The 16,743-nt window shown below is 62.4% G+C and carries 12 protein-coding genes; 6 read left to right on the top strand and 6 right to left on the bottom strand.

Annotation, left to right across the window (positions count from 1 at the left end):
* Nucleotides 1-233 precede the first annotated feature (233 nt).
* The 3 genes from mutS to ACK8OE_RS05370 all read left to right on the top strand — a co-directional run bounded on the left by mutS (nucleotide 234) and on the right by ACK8OE_RS05370 (nucleotide 7,601).
* On the top strand, nucleotides 234-2,939 hold the full coding sequence (mutS, locus tag ACK8OE_RS05380) for a DNA mismatch repair protein MutS (RefSeq protein ID WP_410271710.1): 2,706 nt from the start codon (nucleotides 234-236) through the stop codon (nucleotides 2,937-2,939).
* 15 nt (nucleotides 2,940-2,954) lie between these two features.
* On the top strand, nucleotides 2,955-5,834 hold the full coding sequence (locus tag ACK8OE_RS05375; protein ID WP_410271709.1) for a [protein-PII] uridylyltransferase: 2,880 nt from the start codon (nucleotides 2,955-2,957) through the stop codon (nucleotides 5,832-5,834).
* 69 nt (nucleotides 5,835-5,903) lie between these two features.
* Complete coding sequence (locus tag ACK8OE_RS05370; RefSeq protein ID WP_410271708.1) at nucleotides 5,904-7,601, top strand: PAS domain S-box protein; 1,698 nt, start codon at nucleotides 5,904-5,906, stop codon at nucleotides 7,599-7,601.
* A gap of 115 nt (nucleotides 7,602-7,716) precedes the next feature.
* On the opposite strand, the gene ACK8OE_RS05365 is transcribed toward ACK8OE_RS05370, so the two are convergent.
* Nucleotides 7,717-7,938, bottom strand: a complete 222-nt coding sequence (locus ACK8OE_RS05365; RefSeq protein ID WP_410271707.1) for a type II toxin-antitoxin system ParD family antitoxin — start codon at nucleotides 7,936-7,938, stop codon at nucleotides 7,717-7,719.
* A gap of 120 nt (nucleotides 7,939-8,058) precedes the next feature.
* Here ACK8OE_RS05365 and murJ point away from each other — a divergent pair, with 120 nt between their 5' ends.
* The 3 genes from murJ to ACK8OE_RS05350 all read left to right on the top strand — a co-directional run bounded on the left by murJ (nucleotide 8,059) and on the right by ACK8OE_RS05350 (nucleotide 11,303).
* Nucleotides 8,059-9,645 (top strand): murein biosynthesis integral membrane protein MurJ, encoded by a 1,587-nt coding sequence (gene murJ / locus ACK8OE_RS05360; protein WP_410271706.1) that lies wholly within the window; start codon nucleotides 8,059-8,061, stop codon nucleotides 9,643-9,645.
* A 12-nt stretch (nucleotides 9,646-9,657) separates the two neighbouring features.
* Nucleotides 9,658-10,653, top strand: a complete 996-nt coding sequence (gene trpS, locus ACK8OE_RS05355) for a tryptophan--tRNA ligase (RefSeq protein WP_126422228.1) — start codon at nucleotides 9,658-9,660, stop codon at nucleotides 10,651-10,653.
* A 92-nt stretch (nucleotides 10,654-10,745) separates the two neighbouring features.
* Complete coding sequence (locus tag ACK8OE_RS05350) at nucleotides 10,746-11,303, top strand: copper chaperone PCu(A)C (RefSeq protein ID WP_410271705.1); 558 nt, start codon at nucleotides 10,746-10,748, stop codon at nucleotides 11,301-11,303.
* On the opposite strand, the gene ACK8OE_RS05345 is transcribed toward ACK8OE_RS05350, so the two are convergent.
* The 5 genes from ACK8OE_RS05345 to ACK8OE_RS05325 form a co-directional block, all read right to left on the bottom strand.
* Entirely contained in the window at nucleotides 11,300-12,046 is a 747-nt protein-coding gene (locus ACK8OE_RS05345) for a dienelactone hydrolase family protein (protein ID WP_410271704.1), read from the bottom strand. The genes ACK8OE_RS05350 and ACK8OE_RS05345 overlap by 4 nt on opposite strands.
* On the bottom strand, nucleotides 12,046-12,840 hold the full coding sequence (locus ACK8OE_RS05340; RefSeq protein WP_410271703.1) for a dienelactone hydrolase family protein: 795 nt from the start codon (nucleotides 12,838-12,840) through the stop codon (nucleotides 12,046-12,048). Before ACK8OE_RS05340 ends, ACK8OE_RS05345 begins: the two co-directional genes overlap by 1 nt.
* Before the next feature lie 95 nt (nucleotides 12,841-12,935).
* Nucleotides 12,936-14,540, bottom strand: a complete 1,605-nt coding sequence (gene purH / locus ACK8OE_RS05335) for a bifunctional phosphoribosylaminoimidazolecarboxamide formyltransferase/IMP cyclohydrolase (RefSeq protein WP_410271702.1) — start codon at nucleotides 14,538-14,540, stop codon at nucleotides 12,936-12,938.
* 163 nt (nucleotides 14,541-14,703) lie between these two features.
* Nucleotides 14,704-15,003 (bottom strand): hypothetical protein, encoded by a 300-nt coding sequence (locus tag ACK8OE_RS05330; protein ID WP_410271701.1) that lies wholly within the window; start codon nucleotides 15,001-15,003, stop codon nucleotides 14,704-14,706.
* A gap of 3 nt (nucleotides 15,004-15,006) precedes the next feature.
* Nucleotides 15,007-16,740, bottom strand: coding sequence for a heparinase II/III family protein (locus tag ACK8OE_RS05325; protein ID WP_410271700.1), 1,734 nt, complete (start codon nucleotides 16,738-16,740; stop codon nucleotides 15,007-15,009).
* Between the last annotated feature and the right edge of the window lie 3 nt (nucleotides 16,741-16,743).

Here is a 16,743-nt window from a genome sequence, read left to right as displayed (position 1 = left end):
GGGATAAACACCCTATTCCCCCTAAAACCGTCAAAAAAGGTTTTATTTCATTTCAATATCTGAAACGGAGGGCGGAATTCCGCACATAAGCGGGGCCGCCGGATGAGGACGGTTGTGGAAATCCCCGCAACAGCGCATTTCGCGCTGGTGAGGTTTGTTAACACTGACTTAAGAACGCGCATCGGGTCCGAAAACCGCTTCACACTTTTCGGGATGCGCTCTAAACCAATCCCATGAACGCGATCCCTCCATCCGAAAAAGACCTCAAGGCGCAACTCGACGGCGCGACGCCGGTGATGGCCCAGTATCTGGAGGTCAAGGCCGCCAATCCGGGCTCGCTCCTGTTCTTTCGCATGGGCGATTTTTACGAGCTGTTCTTTGAGGATGCCGAGCAGGCGGCCGGGGCCCTGTCTCTGGCGCTCACCAAGCGGGGCAAGCATCAGGGCGAAGACATCCCCATGGCCGGCGTGCCCGCCCACGCCGCCGAAGCCTATATCGCCAAGCTGATCCGCCTGGGGTTCCGCGTCGCCATCTGCGACCAGCTCGAAGACCCGTCAGAAGCCAAAAAGCGCGGCTATAAGGCGGTGGTGAAACGCGGCATTACGCGCATCGTCACGCCGGGTACCCTGACCGAAGACAGTCTGTTGGAAGAGCGCGGCGCCAACCGTCTGGTGGCCCTGTCACAGAGGGCGGGCGTGATGGCGCTGGCCTCGCTGGAACTGTCCACGGGTGAGGTGGAGTGTCTGGAGCTGACCCCGGAGACGCTGGGCACGCACCTGTCGGCCCTGCGGCCCTCCGAAAGCCTTGTGTCTGACCGCCTGCTTCAGGATGAAAACCTCTATGCCCTGCTGAAATATTGCGGTGGGGCTATCCAGCCGCAACCGGCGTCTCTCTCCGATCCGGCGGCGGGCGAGGCGCGGCTGAAGCGGCTCTATGGCGTTGAAACGCTGGATGGGTTTGGGGCGTTTAGCCCGTCCGAACTGTCGGCGCTCGGGATGCTGGCGGCCTATATCGACCTGACGCAGGCGGGCAAGGCCCCGGTGCTCAAGGCCCCCAGAAAGGTCGCCTCTCTGGCCTATCTGGCCATCGACCCGTCCACCCGCCTCAGTCTGGAGATCGAGCGCACGCAAAAGGGCAGCCGCGAAGGCTCGCTGATGTCTGCCATCGACCGCACCATCACCTCCGGTGGCTCCCGACTTCTGGCGGCGCGTCTGTCGCGCCCGCTGAACAACCCGGTCGAGATCAATCGCCGACTGGACGCCGTGCAGTGGTTCCTGGCTCAGCGGTCGCTGCGTCAGGAGGTGCGCGGCCGTTTGCGCGGTATGAGCGATATGGCGCGCGCCCTGTCGCGGCTGGGTCTGGGGCGCGGCGGGCCGCGGGATCTGAAGGTCATCCGCGACTGCCTCGATCTGGCCAGAGATATGGTTGGCCTGTTGCAGCCCAATGACCCGGAAACCCGGCTCGACCCTGACTGGCCCGTTGAAATTCATGCCCATGTCGAGGCCCTGACGGCGTCGGAAAACGTGCTGGACCTGTTGTTTAAGCTCGACATGGCGCTGGTCGATGAGCCGCCCCTTACGACGCGCGATGGGGGTTTCATCAAGCCCGGCTACAACAGCCATCTTCAGGACGCCATCAGCCTGCGCAACGACTCGCGTCAGATCATTCTGCGCATGGAGTCCGACCTCCAGCAGGAAACCGGCCTGCCGCTGAAGATCAAATACAATGCGGTTCTGGGCTATTTCATCGAACTGACGGCCAAACAGGCCGAGGCCTTGAGCGACACCCATCGTCAGCGCTTTATCCATCGTCAGACGCTCGCCAACCAGATGCGTTTTTCGACGCCGGACCTGATCGATCTTGACGCGCGCATCGCCCGCGCCGGGTCCGATGCACTCAATCTCGAACTGGCCATTTTCGAGGACCTGCGCGAGGAGGTCCGCCGCAACGCGCATCCGTTGCAGGATATGTTCGACGCCTTCTGCGCGCTGGATGTTGCCGCCGCCGCGGCCGAATGGGCCGAAGACCTTGAAGCCACCCGCCCCGTGGTGGACGACAGCCTTGTCTTTGATGCCAGGGGGGCGCGCCACCCGGTCGTGGTTGCGGCCCTGCGCGCCGAAGGCAAGCCGTTCACGCCCAATGATTGCTGCCTTGATGCGTCGGGTCAGAGCGGGCCACGGCTCGACCTCGTGACGGGGCCGAACATGGCCGGTAAATCGACCTTCCTGCGCCAGAACGCTCTGCTGGTCATCATGGCACAGGCCGGTCTGTTCGTTCCGGCAGCGTCCTTCCGGCTTGGCGTGGTCGATCGTCTCTTTTCGCGCGTTGGGGCCGGTGACGATCTGGCGCAGGGGCGTTCGACCTTCATGATGGAGATGGTTGAAACCGCGGCCATCCTCACTCAGGCGACCCAGCGGTCCTTCGTTATTCTGGATGAGATCGGGCGCGGTACGGCGACCTTTGACGGTCTGGCCATCGCCTGGGCCTGCGCTGAAAATCTGCATGAGGTGGTCAAGGCCCGCGCCCTGTTCGCCACCCACTATCATGAGCTGGCGCAGCTTGAATCCTTACTGGCCCATACCCACAATATCTCCATGACGGCGCGTGAGTGGAATGGCGAGCTGATCTTCCTGCACGAAGCCAAACGTGGCGCCGCGGATCGATCCTACGGCGTGCAGGTGGCGCGTCTGGCCGGAATGCCGCCGGTGGTGGTGGCGCGCGCCAGGGACATACTGGAGCGGCTGGAGACCGATAAGGCACATCAGCTTAAACTGGACGATCTGCCGTTGTTTGCCACGGTTCAGGCACAGGTTGCGGTTGCTGCGGTGCAAAAGCCCGCTGAAACCGAGCTGGAAAAGGCGGTCAAGGGCCTCAATCCGGACGACCTCAGCCCCCGCGAGGCCCTGGAAGTTATCTATCGTTTAAGGGGTTTGGTGTAATACAGGGATACGTCAATGCCGCCCGCAGGTGAACCCGCCCCCATGCTGACCAAGACCAGTCCCGCCCTGCTGAGCCACAGTATTGACGGCGCTCTGCTGCGCCGCAAACTGACCGAGGCCTATGAGGACTCGACCGGTGACGTGGCCGACCTTCGGCGTAAGGCGGTGGCCATCCTCAAGCGTGAATGGGATATGGCGCGCGAAAGCCTTCTGTCACATGTGGAGGACCACCGTGGCGGGCTATCGACGGCGCGTGACTTGTCGAAGCTGGCTGACGAAATCATCACGGCTTTGTGGGACTTTACCCTGACCCACGTCTATCGCGCGCGCAACCCGACCGAGGGTGAGCGTCTGGCGCTGGTGGCGGTGGGTGGCTACGGGCGCGGCGAACTGGCCCCCTATTCCGATCTCGACCTGCTGTTCTTGCGGGCGTGGAAGGAAACCCCGCACTCCGAAAGCGTCATCGAATTCATCCTCTATTCGCTGTGGGATCTGGGCCTGAAGGTTGGGCACGCCTCGCGCACGGTCGATGAAAGCCTCAAGATGGCGCGCGAAGACCACACGGTCATGACCGCGCTTCTCGAATACCGCCCTCTGGCTGGCGACAGCGGACTGGTGCAGTATCTGAAAGAAAAGCTGGCGCTCGATGTCATGCGTCACGGCGCGTCTGATTTCGTCACGGCCAAGCTGGAGGAGCGCGATTTCCGTCACGCCAAGGCCGGAACGACGCGCTATGTCGTTGAGCCCAATCTTAAAGAAGGCAAGGGGGGCTTACGCGACCTGCATACCCTGTTCTGGATCGCCAAATACCTGGCGGGGGCGACGCCTGCGCCGGTGCTGCGCGAAAGCCAGAAACCGCAGGCGGCAGGCGGCTGGGGCGTCCTTGATCCGCTTCTGACCGAAAAAGAGCGCACCGCCTTTGTGCAGGCCTTCGACTTCCTGTGGAAGGTCCGCATCCTGATCCACATGACGGCGGGGCGCGCCGAAGAACGCCTGAGCTTCGACCTTCAGCCGGAAATCGCCCGCCGCATGGGCTATGTCGAAGCCGATGGCGAGCCGGCGGTCGAACGCTTCATGCGGCGCTATTTTCTGGTGGCCAAGGAGGTGGGCGCGCTGACCCGCATCTTCTGCACCAAGCTGGAGGCGCAGCAGACCAAGCCGCTGCAACGCCTGACGCAACTCTTTCAGTCGGGGCTTCTGTCGCTGAGCAAGCCTGAACATCCGGGCCTCATCATCGACTCCGGCCGTCTGAGCGTGCAAAGCCCGGACGTGTTCAAAAAGGCCCCGATCGCCATGTTCAAGCTGTTTCGCATGGCGGACCGGCTGGAGATGGACCTGCACCCGGACGCCTTCACGGCGGTAGCGCGTAACCTCAAGCTGGTCAACGCCGCTCTGCGCCGCGACAAGGCCGTGGCCGAGGTCTTTCTGGATATACTGGTGCGCGGCAAAAACCCCTATCGCACCCTGTCCCTGATGACCGAGACGGGGCTTCTGGGGCGCTATATCCCTGAGTTCGGGCACATTGTGGCCCAGACCCAGTTCAACATGTACCACACCTATACGGTCGATGAGCATACCCTGCGCGCCATCGGTATCATCCGCGATATCGAACTGGGGCAGCACCGGGACGACCATCCGCTGGCCACCTCGCTGATCCCCAATCTGGCCAATAAGGACACCCTCTACCTCGCCATGCTGTTGCACGATGTGGGCAAGGGTGGCGAGTTGGGGCAGGAGATCGAGGGCGAAATCGCTGCGCGGCGCGCTTGTGCGCGATTGGGCCTCGAAAAGTGGCAGATAGATCAGGTGGCGTGGCTGGTGCGTCATCACCTTGTCCTGTCTGACTATGCGCAAAAGCGCGATGTGTCGGACCCCGAAACCGTGGCGTCTTTTGCGCGCATCGTCGAAACGCCTGAGCGCCTGCGTCAGCTTCTGGTTCTCACCGTCGCTGATATCCGCGCCGTGGGGCCGGGCGTGTGGAACGGCTGGAAAGGGCAGTTGATGCGTGAGCTTCAGGCCGCCACCGAAGCCGCCTTCCGGGGCGGGCGTGGCAGCGAAGGCGACGCCGTGACCCAGGTGCGTGAAGAGATTCAGGCGCGCGCCGCCGCCTTGCGCGAGTCTTTGAGCGCCGGGGATGCCCGGATGCGCGGTTGGCTCGATACGATGGAAGAGTCGTATCTGTTTGCCTTTTCTGCCGACGAAATTCGCCAGCACGCCCGTCAGGTGTGGAACGCTGCTGAAGGCAAGGCCTCGGCTCAGGCCCATATCGACACCACCCGCAACGCCGCCCGCTTCTGCATAATGGGGCCAGACCGGCCGGGCCTGTTTGCCGATCTGGCGCGCTGCTTCACCAATATGGGCGCCAACGTCGTGGGGGCACAGGTCTTTACCTCCACCACGGCTCAGGCGCTCGACGTCTTCTACGTGCAGGACACGCAGGGCAAGCCCTTTGGCCATGACGATCCGGGCCGCATTCGTCAGATGGAACAGGCTCTGGAAAAGGCCGTCGGTGGTGAAGTGGCGGCGCCCCTGATCCATAAGGCGATCAATGCCCACCGCACGGCGGCCTTTGCCATCGCGCCGACCGTGGTGTTCGACGACGAGTCCAACCCGCAAATGACCATTATTGAGGTGTCGGGCCGTGACCGTCCGGGGCTTCTGGCCGATGTAGCCAGCGTGCTGGCGCGCGCGCGTCTCGATACGGCCTCGGCCCACATCGACTGTTACGGCGAACGCGCCGTCGATGCCTTCTACGTGGTCGATCACTTTACGCGCAAGCAATTGACAAAAGCGCAGCGCGACAAGGTTCACCGCGCCCTGACCGACGTGTTGGACCCCCCCTCGGCCCCGTCACGTGCCACCCCTACGCGGGCAAGGGCGTCGATGGCGCGTTAAGGAGCAGATTTACCTCTTATTGAGACTCTTCCGTAACAATGTCATTCATTGCGTTGCGGAGTGCCGTCCATGTGGTCAGCGTTTGGTGGAAAAAAGTCGCATAAGGCTGATGGCCTTAATCAGGACCTGCTGACGGCAATTAACCTTAGTCAAGGTCTTATCGAATTTGACCTTGACGGGCATGTGCTCTCTGCCAACGCCAATTTTCTAAACCTGATGGGCTATTCGGCCTCTGAACTGGTAGGCAAGCACCATTCGGCGTTCGTCGATGCGGGTGAGGTGCAAACGCCCGCCTATCGGCAATTCTGGGCCGACCTGAAACACGGGGTCGCGCAAAAAGGAGAGTTCCGGCGTCAGACCAGAGACGGGCGCAACGTCTATCTGGAAGCCGTTTATAACCCTATTCTCGACCGTTCGGGCAAGCCTTACAAGATTATCAAAATCGCCTCCGACGTGACCGCACGCAAGCTGCGCGACCTCGATCTGGAAGGTAAGGTCGCGGCGCTTTCGCGGTCTCAGGCTGTCATCGAGTTCGCTCTGGATGGCACGGTGATTACCGCCAATGACGCCTTCCTGAAGGTGATGGGCTATCGTCTGGACGAAATCGTCGGACGGCATCACCGCCTGTTTGTCACGGATAACGACGCCAAAAGCGCGGCCTATGCCGATTTCTGGCGGCGACTACTGGCGGGCGAGTTCGTCTCTTCGCAGTTCAAGCGGATCAATAAGGACGGGCGTGAGGTCATCCTTCAGGCCACCTATAACCCCATACTGGGCATAGATGGTCGCCTCCTGAAGATCGTCAAATTCGCCTCTGACATCACTCAGCAGGCGCAGAAGGACGCAGACCTTCTGAGCCAGGTGGAGGCCATGTCGCGCGCGCAGGCGGTCATTGAATTCAGTCTGGACGGTACCATCCTCAACGCCAATGACAACTTCCTGAAGGTCATGGGCTATGGACTGGACGAAATCCGTGGCAAGCACCACCGGATGTTCGTCGATGAGGCCACGGCCAGCAGCGACGCCTATCGCGCGTTCTGGACCCGGCTGGCGCACGGTGAATTCGTTTCCGCAGAGTTTCAGCGTCAGGCCAAGGGTGGGCGAACCATCTATATTCAGGCCTCGTACAACGCCATTCTCGACGTGAATGGCAAGCCGTACAAGGTCATGAAATACGCCACCGACGTCACCGCCCGACGCATAGCGCTCAACCGGACGACCGAACTGTCCCACTCGCTTCAGGACCTGTCGGCGGCGGTTGAGGAAATGGCGGCCACGGGCCGGTCGATTTCCGACACCATGTCGCAAACCAAGGCGGCGGCCGATCAGGCCAATCAGTCCGTAAACGAGGCCGACGACAGCGCCCGGCAACTCGCCGTTGCGGCGGCGCAGATGGACGGCATCGTCGAGATGATCAGCAATATCACCAGCCAGATCAATCTTCTGGCTCTGAACGCCACCATAGAATCGGCCCGCGCAGGCGAAGCCGGGCGCGGTTTCGCCGTCGTGGCGACCGAGGTTAAAAATCTGGCGACGCAGGCGCGACGGGCCACCGAACAGATTGTCGGCGAAATCGCCGGCGTGCGCGCCTCCTCTGCCGCCGTGGTCAATGCGCTCGATGCCATCCGCGCCACCGTTTCCAATGTGCAGGAGCAGGTCCTGTTCACGGCAGGTGCGGTCGAAGAACAAAGCGCCACATCTCAGGACATGGCGCGCAATATGCAGATTGCCTCCTCGGAAGCCGAAAACATCGTCCGCGCCGCCTGAGCGCTAAAAATCGAGTGATCAACCCAGCATGGTCTCGTGGCTTGAGTGACAAAATTTAAGCCATTATCGCCTACATAGCAGAAACGGCGACGCGGCCCATGGAACCGGTGGTAAATTATTCGCTCCGCTCAGCCGCCATGCGGGTGTAGCGCTGCTTTAATTCATTCATCAGGGTATCGTGCGAGATCAGTGCTCCGGCGACCTCTTTGGGCAGGCCGGTGTGCAACGCGCGGTCCAGCTCAGCGAGACGGCATTCCCGCGCCTCAATAATCCGCAACCCGTTACGCACCCATTCACTGGCGTTGGGTGCTGACCGCTTTGCGCCCGTTGCGGTCACAAATGATTCGATGTCCTGTGCCGTCCAACGGTCTTCCTCCCCATTAACCCCTCCGCGCTTGCTAATTCCTGCGGCTAGGGTAAGAGCGAAACCGATTGCTCCCCTTTAAGGCCATGCCGCGTGTCTCAGGAAACCGGGTCGAAACCCACCAGCGTTGTGCGTTCCTCGCTTGTCTTTGGCGGCATGACTCTGGTCAGCCGCGTCATGGGTTTTGCCCGTGATCTGGTCATCACCGCCGTCATGGGGGCGTCGGGCAATATCGCCGCCGATGCCTATGCCACGGCGCTGACCTTCCCCAATTTGTTCCGCCGCATCTTTGCCGAAGGTGCGTTTACCGCCGCCTTTGTCCCGGCCTATTCAGCGGCGCTGGAAAAAGAAGGCCCCGAAGCCGCCGACCGGCTGGCGCGCGACGCAATGGCCACCATTACGATGATCGCCATTGTGCTGAGCGCGCTGGCCATGATCTTCATGCCGCAGGTAATGGCCGTCTTCTCGCACGGTTACGCCGACGATCCGGCGAAGATGCGCCTGACCATCATACTGACGCAGATCACCATGCCCTATCTGCCGTGCATGACCATGGTGGCGCTTCTGTCCGGGGTGCTGAATGCGCGCGGGCGTTTTGCCCTGTCGGCCTTTGTGCCGACCCTGCTCAACCTGTTCATGCTGGTGTTCGTGTGGTTCGGTAAGGACCCGATACACGCCTCCTATCTGGCGGCCATCGGGGTTTTGACCGCCGGTCTGGCGCAGGCGGCGCTGCTCGTCTGGGGCTGCCGCAGGACAGGGGCTCGCATCGGGTTTGTATGGCCGAAGCTGACCCCGGAAATGCGCGGCCTGCTGCTGCTGGCGGTGCCGGGCGCGCTGGCCGCCGCCGCGACGCAGATCAATGTCTTCGTCTCCTCGCTTCTGGCGTCGGGCGTCAACGGGGCGCGTACCTGGCTGAGCGTCGCCGATCGCCTGTATCAGTTGCCGCTGGGGCTGGTCGGGGTGGCCATTGGTGTGGCGCTGTTGCCGACCCTGTCGCGGGCGGTGCAGTCGGGCGATACGGAACGCTCGCAAAGCGTGATGGACGATTCCGTGCTGTTTGCCATGGCCCTGACCCTGCCCGCCGCAGCCGCGCTGATCGCTATGCCCTTCTTCCTGATCGACGGCCTTTATACGCGGGGGGAGTTCCTGCAGCACGACGCGCAGGAAACGGCCCGCGCCCTGCTGCATTACGGGTGGGGTGTGCCGGCCTTCGTGCTGGCGCGCGTACTGACCCCGGCCTTTTTTGCGCGTAAGGACACCTATGGGCCGATGAAGTTCGCCATGGTGTCGGTGGTGGTCAATCTGGCCTGCGGCCTGACCCTGTTCCCGCTGATCGGCGTGGCGGGGCTGGCCATCGGTACTTCGGCAGCGGCCTGGGTCAATGTCGGCCTGATGTGGTGGACGCTGAGCCGCCGCAAGACATGGTCGCTGGGCCCCAAAGCCGCAGCGGGCCTGCTGAAGATCATCATGGCCGGGGCGCTGATGGGGGCCTTCTGCGCGCTGGCTTCGCACTATCGCGCGGTGATCGAAGGGGTGATTGAGCCTTTGACGCATCATCTGACCAAGGAAATCGCCATTGTGGGCGTTTGTCTCGTCGGACTTTTCGTTTATATCGCCCTTCTGTTCGCAACACGGGCCGTCCGCCCGTCCGACATCAGGAAAGCCCTGCGTAAGGGGTAAGAGGGTCCACACATGCGTATTCTGTCCGGTATTCAGGCGTCCGGTTCGCTTCACCTCGGCAACTATCTCGGTGCGCTCAAAAAGTTCGCCGACATGCAGTCCCTTGAGGCCACGCGCTTCTACATGATTGCCGATCTGCACGCGATCACCGTCTGGCAGGACCCGGACAAGCTGTTGTCGCAGACGCGCGAAATCGCCGCCTGTTACCTCGCGGCGGGCGTGGACCCGGCGAAGTCGGCCATCTTCCCGCAATCGGCGGTGCGCGCCCATTCGGAGCTGGCGTGGATTTTTAACTGTGTGGCGCGTCTGGGCTGGCTCGACCGCATGACTCAGTTCAAGGACAAGGCGGGCAAGGACAAGGAACGCGCCTCGATCGGCCTCTATACCTATCCGGTGCTTCAGGCCGCCGACATCCTGCTCTATAAGGCCACCCACGTACCGGTGGGCGAGGATCAGCGTCAGCACCTTGAGCTGACCCGAGACGTGGCCAAGAAGTTCAACCACGACTATAAGGTGGACTACTTCCCGCTGCCGGACACCCTCTATCAGGGGCCGGGCGCGCGCATCATGTCTTTGCGCGATGGGCTGGCCAAGATGTCGAAGTCCGATCCTTCGGACAATTCGCGCATCAACCTAACCGACGATGCCGACACCATCGCCTCCAAGATCAAGAAGGCCAAGTCGGACGCCGAAGTGCTGCCGACCGAGGAGACCGGTCTGTCTGAGCGCCCGGAGGCCAAGAATCTGGTCGGTATCTATGCAGCTCTGGCCGGGGTGTCGGTGCAGGACGTGCTCAACGACTTTGGCGGCAAGGGCTTTGGCGCGTTCAAACCGGCGCTGGCCGAGGTGGTGGTGGACAAGATGTCGCCTATCTCCGAGCGCCTGCGTGGGTTATTGAACGACCCGGCAGAGGTTGACCGCGTGCTAAAGCTGGGTGCCGAAGCGGCCGAAGCGGCGGCGGAACCGGTGGTCAGGGACGTCAAAAAGATCGTTGGACTGTGGGGCTAACATTCTCAGTTTAACCCCACCGTTTTCTCCGCCTAACGGCGTCGAATCCACCTCCCCTGAAATCAGGGGAGGTGCTTTTTAGGGAGGATACCATGCGTAAGTTTATCGTTCTGTCAGTGGCGGCGCTTTCGCTGGGCGCTCTGGCGGCCTGTGACGGCGGCCATTCGACCGCTGAGGTCAAGACCGAAACGGAATCCCACGGCGTCACCACCGTGAAGACCAAGACCGACGTCGATGGCGTCAAGACCGAAAGCGGTCTTGAGCTGTCGCACTATGCGGTGCGCGCGGCGCTTGGGCAAAACCCGAATACGGGCGGCTATGTCACCGTCAAGAATATCGGCAAGGACGACGACCGTCTGGTCTCCGTGGCCTGTGATTGCGCCGAAAAGGTCGAGTTGCACACCATGAGGATGGACGGTAACAAGATGATGATGTCGCCGGTGCCCGAAGGCTTTGAGGTCAAGGCCGGTCAGACGCTCGAGCTGAAGCCCGGTGGCAATCACATCATGCTGATGGGGCTTAAGACCCGTCCCGCCGATGGCGAAACGCTCAGCCTGACGCTCAACTTCGCCAAGGCCGGGGCGGTGAAGATCGAGGCCCCTGTGTCGAACGCGCCTCTTTCGGGTGCGGCGGAGCACAGCGGGCATTAAGTTTTAAAGCGCCTTACAAACTCGGCAAGAGCGGCCCGCACGGTGGATACCGATTGCGGGTCGTATTTCATGAAGCCGAAGCGATCGGCCCCCAGCTCATCGAAAGCGTGGGTGGAATCGACCACGACCGTCTCAAGTGGCACGCCCTGAGCCCGCAGGCGACGCACGGCCTTCAAAGACAGGCTGAAGCGCGCCAGATGATCCTTAAGCGCAATGACCATCAGGGTCGGGATCTGCCGCCGCCACGCCTTATCCATCGAACGGGCGAGGAAGTTGACATAGGGATACATCAGAAACAGGCCACGCACCTGGGTCAGGGGTTCGGGGCTGGGGTCGCTGAGCCGCGCTTCACCGGGGCGGGTCAGGGGCTGCGTCATCAGGTCCATAATCGCCCATGCGCCGTGGCTCCAGCCGGCGAGCAGGATGCCGTTCACCTCCGGCCGTTGCGACAGGCCCCACAGCAGGGCCAGCACGTCGCCGGAGCGCGTATAGCCCCTCAGCCACAGCCCATTGCAGGCCAGAAAGGCCGCCAGGCGCCGCTTCATACCGCGCGGGGCGTAGGAATCGACGATCACCGCTCTCAGACCCAGCGAGACAGCGTAGTCGGCAAACAGGGTGATGTTTCGACCTGCGCCGCCGCAGCCATGAAACAGCACAACGGTCAGGCGCGGCGTCGAGTCGGGCGCGCCGCGCACCGTGACATGCGGCCATAACCGCTCAAAGCGCTGTTGCAGGCTGTCCATCAACCAACCGCAGCGGCCTGAGCCGGAGCGGAGGCCTCCATCTTAAACACCTCACGCAGGAAGCCGATCAGGCCTTCGGTGGTGCCATCCACCGCCGCCTGATCGTGGTGCATGGGGTTAAGGCCGCCGAAGCTTTCTTCGTCATAGGCGTGGGTGGCGTCGAAGCTGAGGATATCAACCGGAAGGCCGTCGGTTTTCAGTCGCTCCAGCATTGAAATCGCGCGGGCATAGGGGGTCAGATGGTCCTTTCGCGCCAGTGCGACGCGGGTGCGCGGACGATAGAGCCAGGGGTGACGCAGGCTGCGCGCCGGGAAGCTGATATAGGGATAGACGAGGAACAGGCCGCGCACGTGGTCGATCAGGGTGGGGTCGGGATCGGCCAGCTTGGCCTCGCCGGGTCTTTTGAGGGGTTCGGTCATCAGGTCCATGATCGACCAGCCGCCGTGGCTCCAGCCCGACAGGACGATTTGATCCGATATCACCTCCGGCAGGGCCGAAATGCCCTTGATGGCCGCCAGCACGTCGCCGGAACGCTCATAGCCTTGCAGGGCCAGCCCCGTACAGACCAGCGACACGCCGTGCGACCGGCCCCAGCCGCGCGCTTTCAGGGAATCGACCACATAGGCCCGCACACCGATGGCGGCGGCGGCTTCGGCGTAGTGATAGATGTGCGGTCGCACGCCGCCGCAGCCGTGGAACAGGATCAGGGCCGGGCGCGGTACGGCATCGGCCGGTCCGAACGTCTCGGTACAGGGCGACAGGCGCGCCCACCGCTCAGCCAGGGTCTCAGGCATGAAAAATCCCTCGGAAACACGTCCCCGAGGGATAGATACCACGCGATATGACTTTGTACATCCTCCCCGCTGTTGCAGGGAGGGATGTAGCCGGTTTAGTGGCGGAAGACGCGGACGCCGGTAAACGCCATGGTCAGGCCCGCCTCATCGGCGGCAGCAATGACATCGGCGTCCTTGATCGAGCCGCCCGGCTGGATCACCGCTGTGGCCCCGGCGGCGGCGGCTTCGAGCAGCCCGTCCGGGAAGGGGAAGAAGGCTTCCGAAGCGCAGGCCGAACCCTTGGCCAGAGACTCGCTCAGGCCGATCTTCTCAGCCGCTTCCTGTGCGCGCAGGGCGGCGATGCGGGCCGAATCGCGACGGTTCATCTGACCGGCCCCGATGCCCGCCGTGCGGCCGTCCTTGGCATAGACGATGGCGTTCGACTTGACGTGCTTGGCGACGGTGAAGGCGAACAGCATGTCCTCGATCTCGGTCGGGGTCGGCTGACGCTTCGTGACGATCTTGAGGTCGGTGGCGGTGATGCGCGCCGTGTCGCGCGACTGCACCAAAAGCCCGCCAGCCACGCTGCGGAACACCTGACCGCCCGACAGCGGATCGGGCAGAGAGCCAGTGACCAGCAGGCGCAGATTCTTCTTGGCCTTGACGATCTCAAGCGCCTCGTCATCGGCTTCGGGGGCGACGATCACCTCAGTGAAGATTTCGACGATCTTTTCCGCCGTGGCCGCGTCCAGCCTGCGGTTCAGCGCCACAATGCCGCCAAATGCCGACACGTCGTCGCATTCCAGTGCGCGCTTATAGGCGGTGAGCAGGTCCGGGCCGACGGCCACGCCGCAGGGATTGGCGTGCTTAACAATGACGCACGCCGGTTGCTCGAACTCGGCCACCAGCTCGATCGCCGCGTCGGTGTCGGCGACGTTATTATAGCTCAGTTCCTTGCCCTGGAGCTGTTTGGCGGTGGCGACGCCCGGACGGTCCTCGCCGGTCTTGTAGAAGGCGGCCGACTGATGCGGGTTTTCACCGTAACGCATGGTTTGCAGGCGCGCCCCGGCAAGGGTCTTGCGCAGCGGATAATCGTCGCCCAGTTGCGCCGCGAACCAGGTCGAAACGGCGCTGTCATAGGCGGCAGTGCGGGCAAACGCGCGCGCGGCCAGCGATTTTCGCAGAGACAGAGGGGTCTGACCACTACTTTGCAGAGCGGCGATCACCTCGTCCATACCCGACTTATCGACGCAGACGGCGACGTAGGGGTGGTTCTTGGCCGACGAACGGATCATGGCCGGCCCGCCAATGTCGATATTCTCAATGGCCGCTTCGAACCCACCGCCCGAAGCCACAGTGTTTTCAAAGGGATAGAGGTCGATCCACACGATGTCGATAGGGGCGATATCGTGATCGTTCAGCGCCTTGGCGTGCTCCGGGGCGTCACGATAGGCCAGAAGACCGCCATGCACCTTGGGGTGCAGAGTCTTGACCCGGCCATCCATCATTTCCGGAAACTGCGTAAGGTCTGACACGTCCTTGACGGCGATACCGGCCTTGTCGATGGCGGCGCGCGTCCCGCCGGTCGAGATGATTTCGACACCCGCCGCCACCAGAGCCTGCGCCACCTCGATCAGGCCGGTTTTGTCCGACAGGGAAATAAGCGCGCGCTTCGGCGTAACCAGATCGGGAGCGGGCGGGAAATCAGGGGCGGCGGGCATGGGCGCATCCGTACAGAAGAGGGGGAAAGATGCGCGCGGTTTACACAAGGGGGGCACAAAAGAAAACCCACAATCCCCCTTCATTTGTAACGGAAAATGTGAGGCGCTGAGCTTAAACGTTTAAGTTTGTGTCACGCTGAATTTCGTCCAAGTTCACAGCTACTCAGTGGGATGTGTCAAACTTTCCACCCTTAATATCGGCAATCATTTCGCCGAACTCTTCGTCGTGGTGTCGGATGGCTTCAGCGATGGAATCCTGCCATTCAAAACTCTGATATTCAGTGAGAACATCAAAACTTTCATGGTGTTCTCGCTCGGCCTGAATATACCCACCCTCTTCGAGTGGAAGACGAGCAATATGCGACAATTGCACGTAGAACCTATTTGTCAGCAGGTTCTCATAACAATAATAGATTTTAATTGAGCCTTCTACCGGCACAAATATGCGATGTAATTTCAGCATAAATCACGCCTCCGCCGGTGACAGCTTCCAGCGGATGCGCAGGGGGGTGGCCAGCCGCACCGTGCCGCGCAGCAGAAGCGTTGTCGATTTGCGCGGTTGACCGCGTTCAAAGACGCTCGACTCTTCGATACTGACCTCACGCGCGTCGTGCCTGAGCCACCACCCGCGCCCGCCGGGACCGCGAAGCAGGATCGAGCGTTTGTCACGCGCCAGTGAGGCCTGCACCTCCGGGTGCAGCACAAAGCGCAGGGCGTAGGGGGCCTGTTCCGGCAGGTCCTTCTTCGGCTCGACGGGGATCAGCTTTTCCTCGCCGCGCAGTTCGTCGCGCTGCGGATCGACATAGAGCCGGCGCTCGTGCTTGAGGCCGAAGACGGGGCGCCAGCCTTCGTGTTCCATCTCGATCAGCGAACCGGCGTCTTCGGATTCGATGCGGCGGCTGCGGATGCGATAGCGCAGCCCCTCAAGGCCGAAATGCAGCAACTCCCCGAAACGCCCGGTGATGGGGCTGAGGATGGGCAGATCCCCCAGTGTCAGGGTGTTGGCGGCATTGATGATGCGGAATTCGTGGTGGTCCGAATGCCCCGGTGCCCAGCCCGGCGTGACAAACAGCTTGTCGCGGCCTCCCGACACTTCAAAATTCATAGGGTGGTCGCAAGCCGCGTAACCCAGAGGCCCAAAGCGCGGTTCGCCTGTATCGACAAAGACGGTCAGCGAGCGCCCGATCAGCCGCTGATAACGCCCATGCTCCAGCGATACCGGCAGGGAGGTCGGGGCCAGAGGGCGCTTTTCTTCGTGCAGCAGGGCGGGCGCGACCTGTTCGGCCAGCAGGGATTCCGACCCCTGAAAGGCGCACAGGGAACCGTCCGGATGCGACAGGGTGCGCACAAAGCGGCTGAGGCGTTCGATAGCCGTTTCGAGATATTCCGGAATGGCCAGCCCGCGCTGATTCAGCCCATCCTCGATCAGCAGCAGATCGTAGAGCAGTTCCAGCCCGGCCTGCACGCTGCGCGAGGCGTGCGAACCGTCGGGCAGGATGGTGCGCTTCAGCGCCTTGGGCAGGATGTGCAGCCCTTTGCGCCGCAGACTGTCGCCCGCGCGTCCGGACAGGACGCAACCGACCAGCACCAGCGCCGTGGCTTTTTGGGCATACCAGGCCAGATTGCGCGGCAGTCGCCACAGGTGGCGGGCCTGTTCGGCCATCGACTGCGCCAGACAGTGGGCTTCGGCTTCGGAGGCGTAGGCCGACAGGCGGCGCGCAAAGACGCTCAGGTTAATCAGGCGGCGCGCCAGCACCCCCTGATCCCAGGCAAAGGGCGTCCATTTGCGGAAGGTCTTGTCCCACAAGAGGAAGAGGCGCAGGCCTTCCTTCACCCCGTCCTCGCCCTGCGTGAACAGGTGGCGCAGCCAGCAGAAGCGGTGAAGCTCAATCGCAAAGGCGCGGGTGGGCGAGGGGCGGTTCCACGGATCACCTGTGCCCTGCACGCTCATGCGCGCGCCACCGAGGCTATAGCGACCCGACATCATGGCCTTGCCCAGATGCGGATTGGGCGGGCGGATTTCGTGGGGGGCGGCGATAAAGCCTTCGATAGCGGGGCCGCGTAAGGACAGGCGATAGCCCGGCATCCCGAAGATTTCGGCAGCGGCCTGACGGCGCGCCCACGCCCGCACGACCTTGCCCCACGGTGTACGCACCGCGGCATGACCGGCTATGGCAATGGGCTGCTCATAGACCTGCATCGG

The sequence above is a fragment of the Asticcacaulis sp. W401b genome (assembly GCF_046503825.1).
Taxonomy (GTDB): domain Bacteria; phylum Pseudomonadota; class Alphaproteobacteria; order Caulobacterales; family Caulobacteraceae; genus Asticcacaulis.
Note: the sequence above shows the minus strand (reverse complement) of the source record. Positions and strands in the feature narration are given on the sequence as shown.

Bases quoted from the DNA above. Each gene is read 5' to 3' on its own strand.
- mutS (WP_410271710.1), top strand. From the start codon at position 234: ATGAACGCGATCCCTCCATCCGAAAAAGACCTCAAGGCGCAACTCGAC.
- ACK8OE_RS05375 (WP_410271709.1), top strand. From the start codon at position 2,955: ATGCCGCCCGCAGGTGAACCCGCCCCCATGCTGACCAAGACCAGTCCC.
- ACK8OE_RS05370 (WP_410271708.1), top strand. From the start codon at position 5,904: ATGTGGTCAGCGTTTGGTGGAAAAAAGTCGCATAAGGCTGATGGCCTT.
- trpS (WP_126422228.1), top strand. From the start codon at position 9,658: ATGCGTATTCTGTCCGGTATTCAGGCGTCCGGTTCGCTTCACCTCGGC.
- ACK8OE_RS05350 (WP_410271705.1), top strand. From the start codon at position 10,746: ATGCGTAAGTTTATCGTTCTGTCAGTGGCGGCGCTTTCGCTGGGCGCT.
- ACK8OE_RS05345 (WP_410271704.1), bottom strand. From the start codon at position 12,046: ATGGACAGCCTGCAACAGCGCTTTGAGCGGTTATGGCCGCATGTCACG.
- ACK8OE_RS05340 (WP_410271703.1), bottom strand. From the start codon at position 12,840: ATGCCTGAGACCCTGGCTGAGCGGTGGGCGCGCCTGTCGCCCTGTACC.
- purH (WP_410271702.1), bottom strand. From the start codon at position 14,540: ATGCCCGCCGCCCCTGATTTCCCGCCCGCTCCCGATCTGGTTACGCCG.
- ACK8OE_RS05330 (WP_410271701.1), bottom strand. From the start codon at position 15,003: ATGCTGAAATTACATCGCATATTTGTGCCGGTAGAAGGCTCAATTAAA.
- ACK8OE_RS05325 (WP_410271700.1), bottom strand. From the start codon at position 16,740: ATGCAGGTCTATGAGCAGCCCATTGCCATAGCCGGTCATGCCGCGGTG.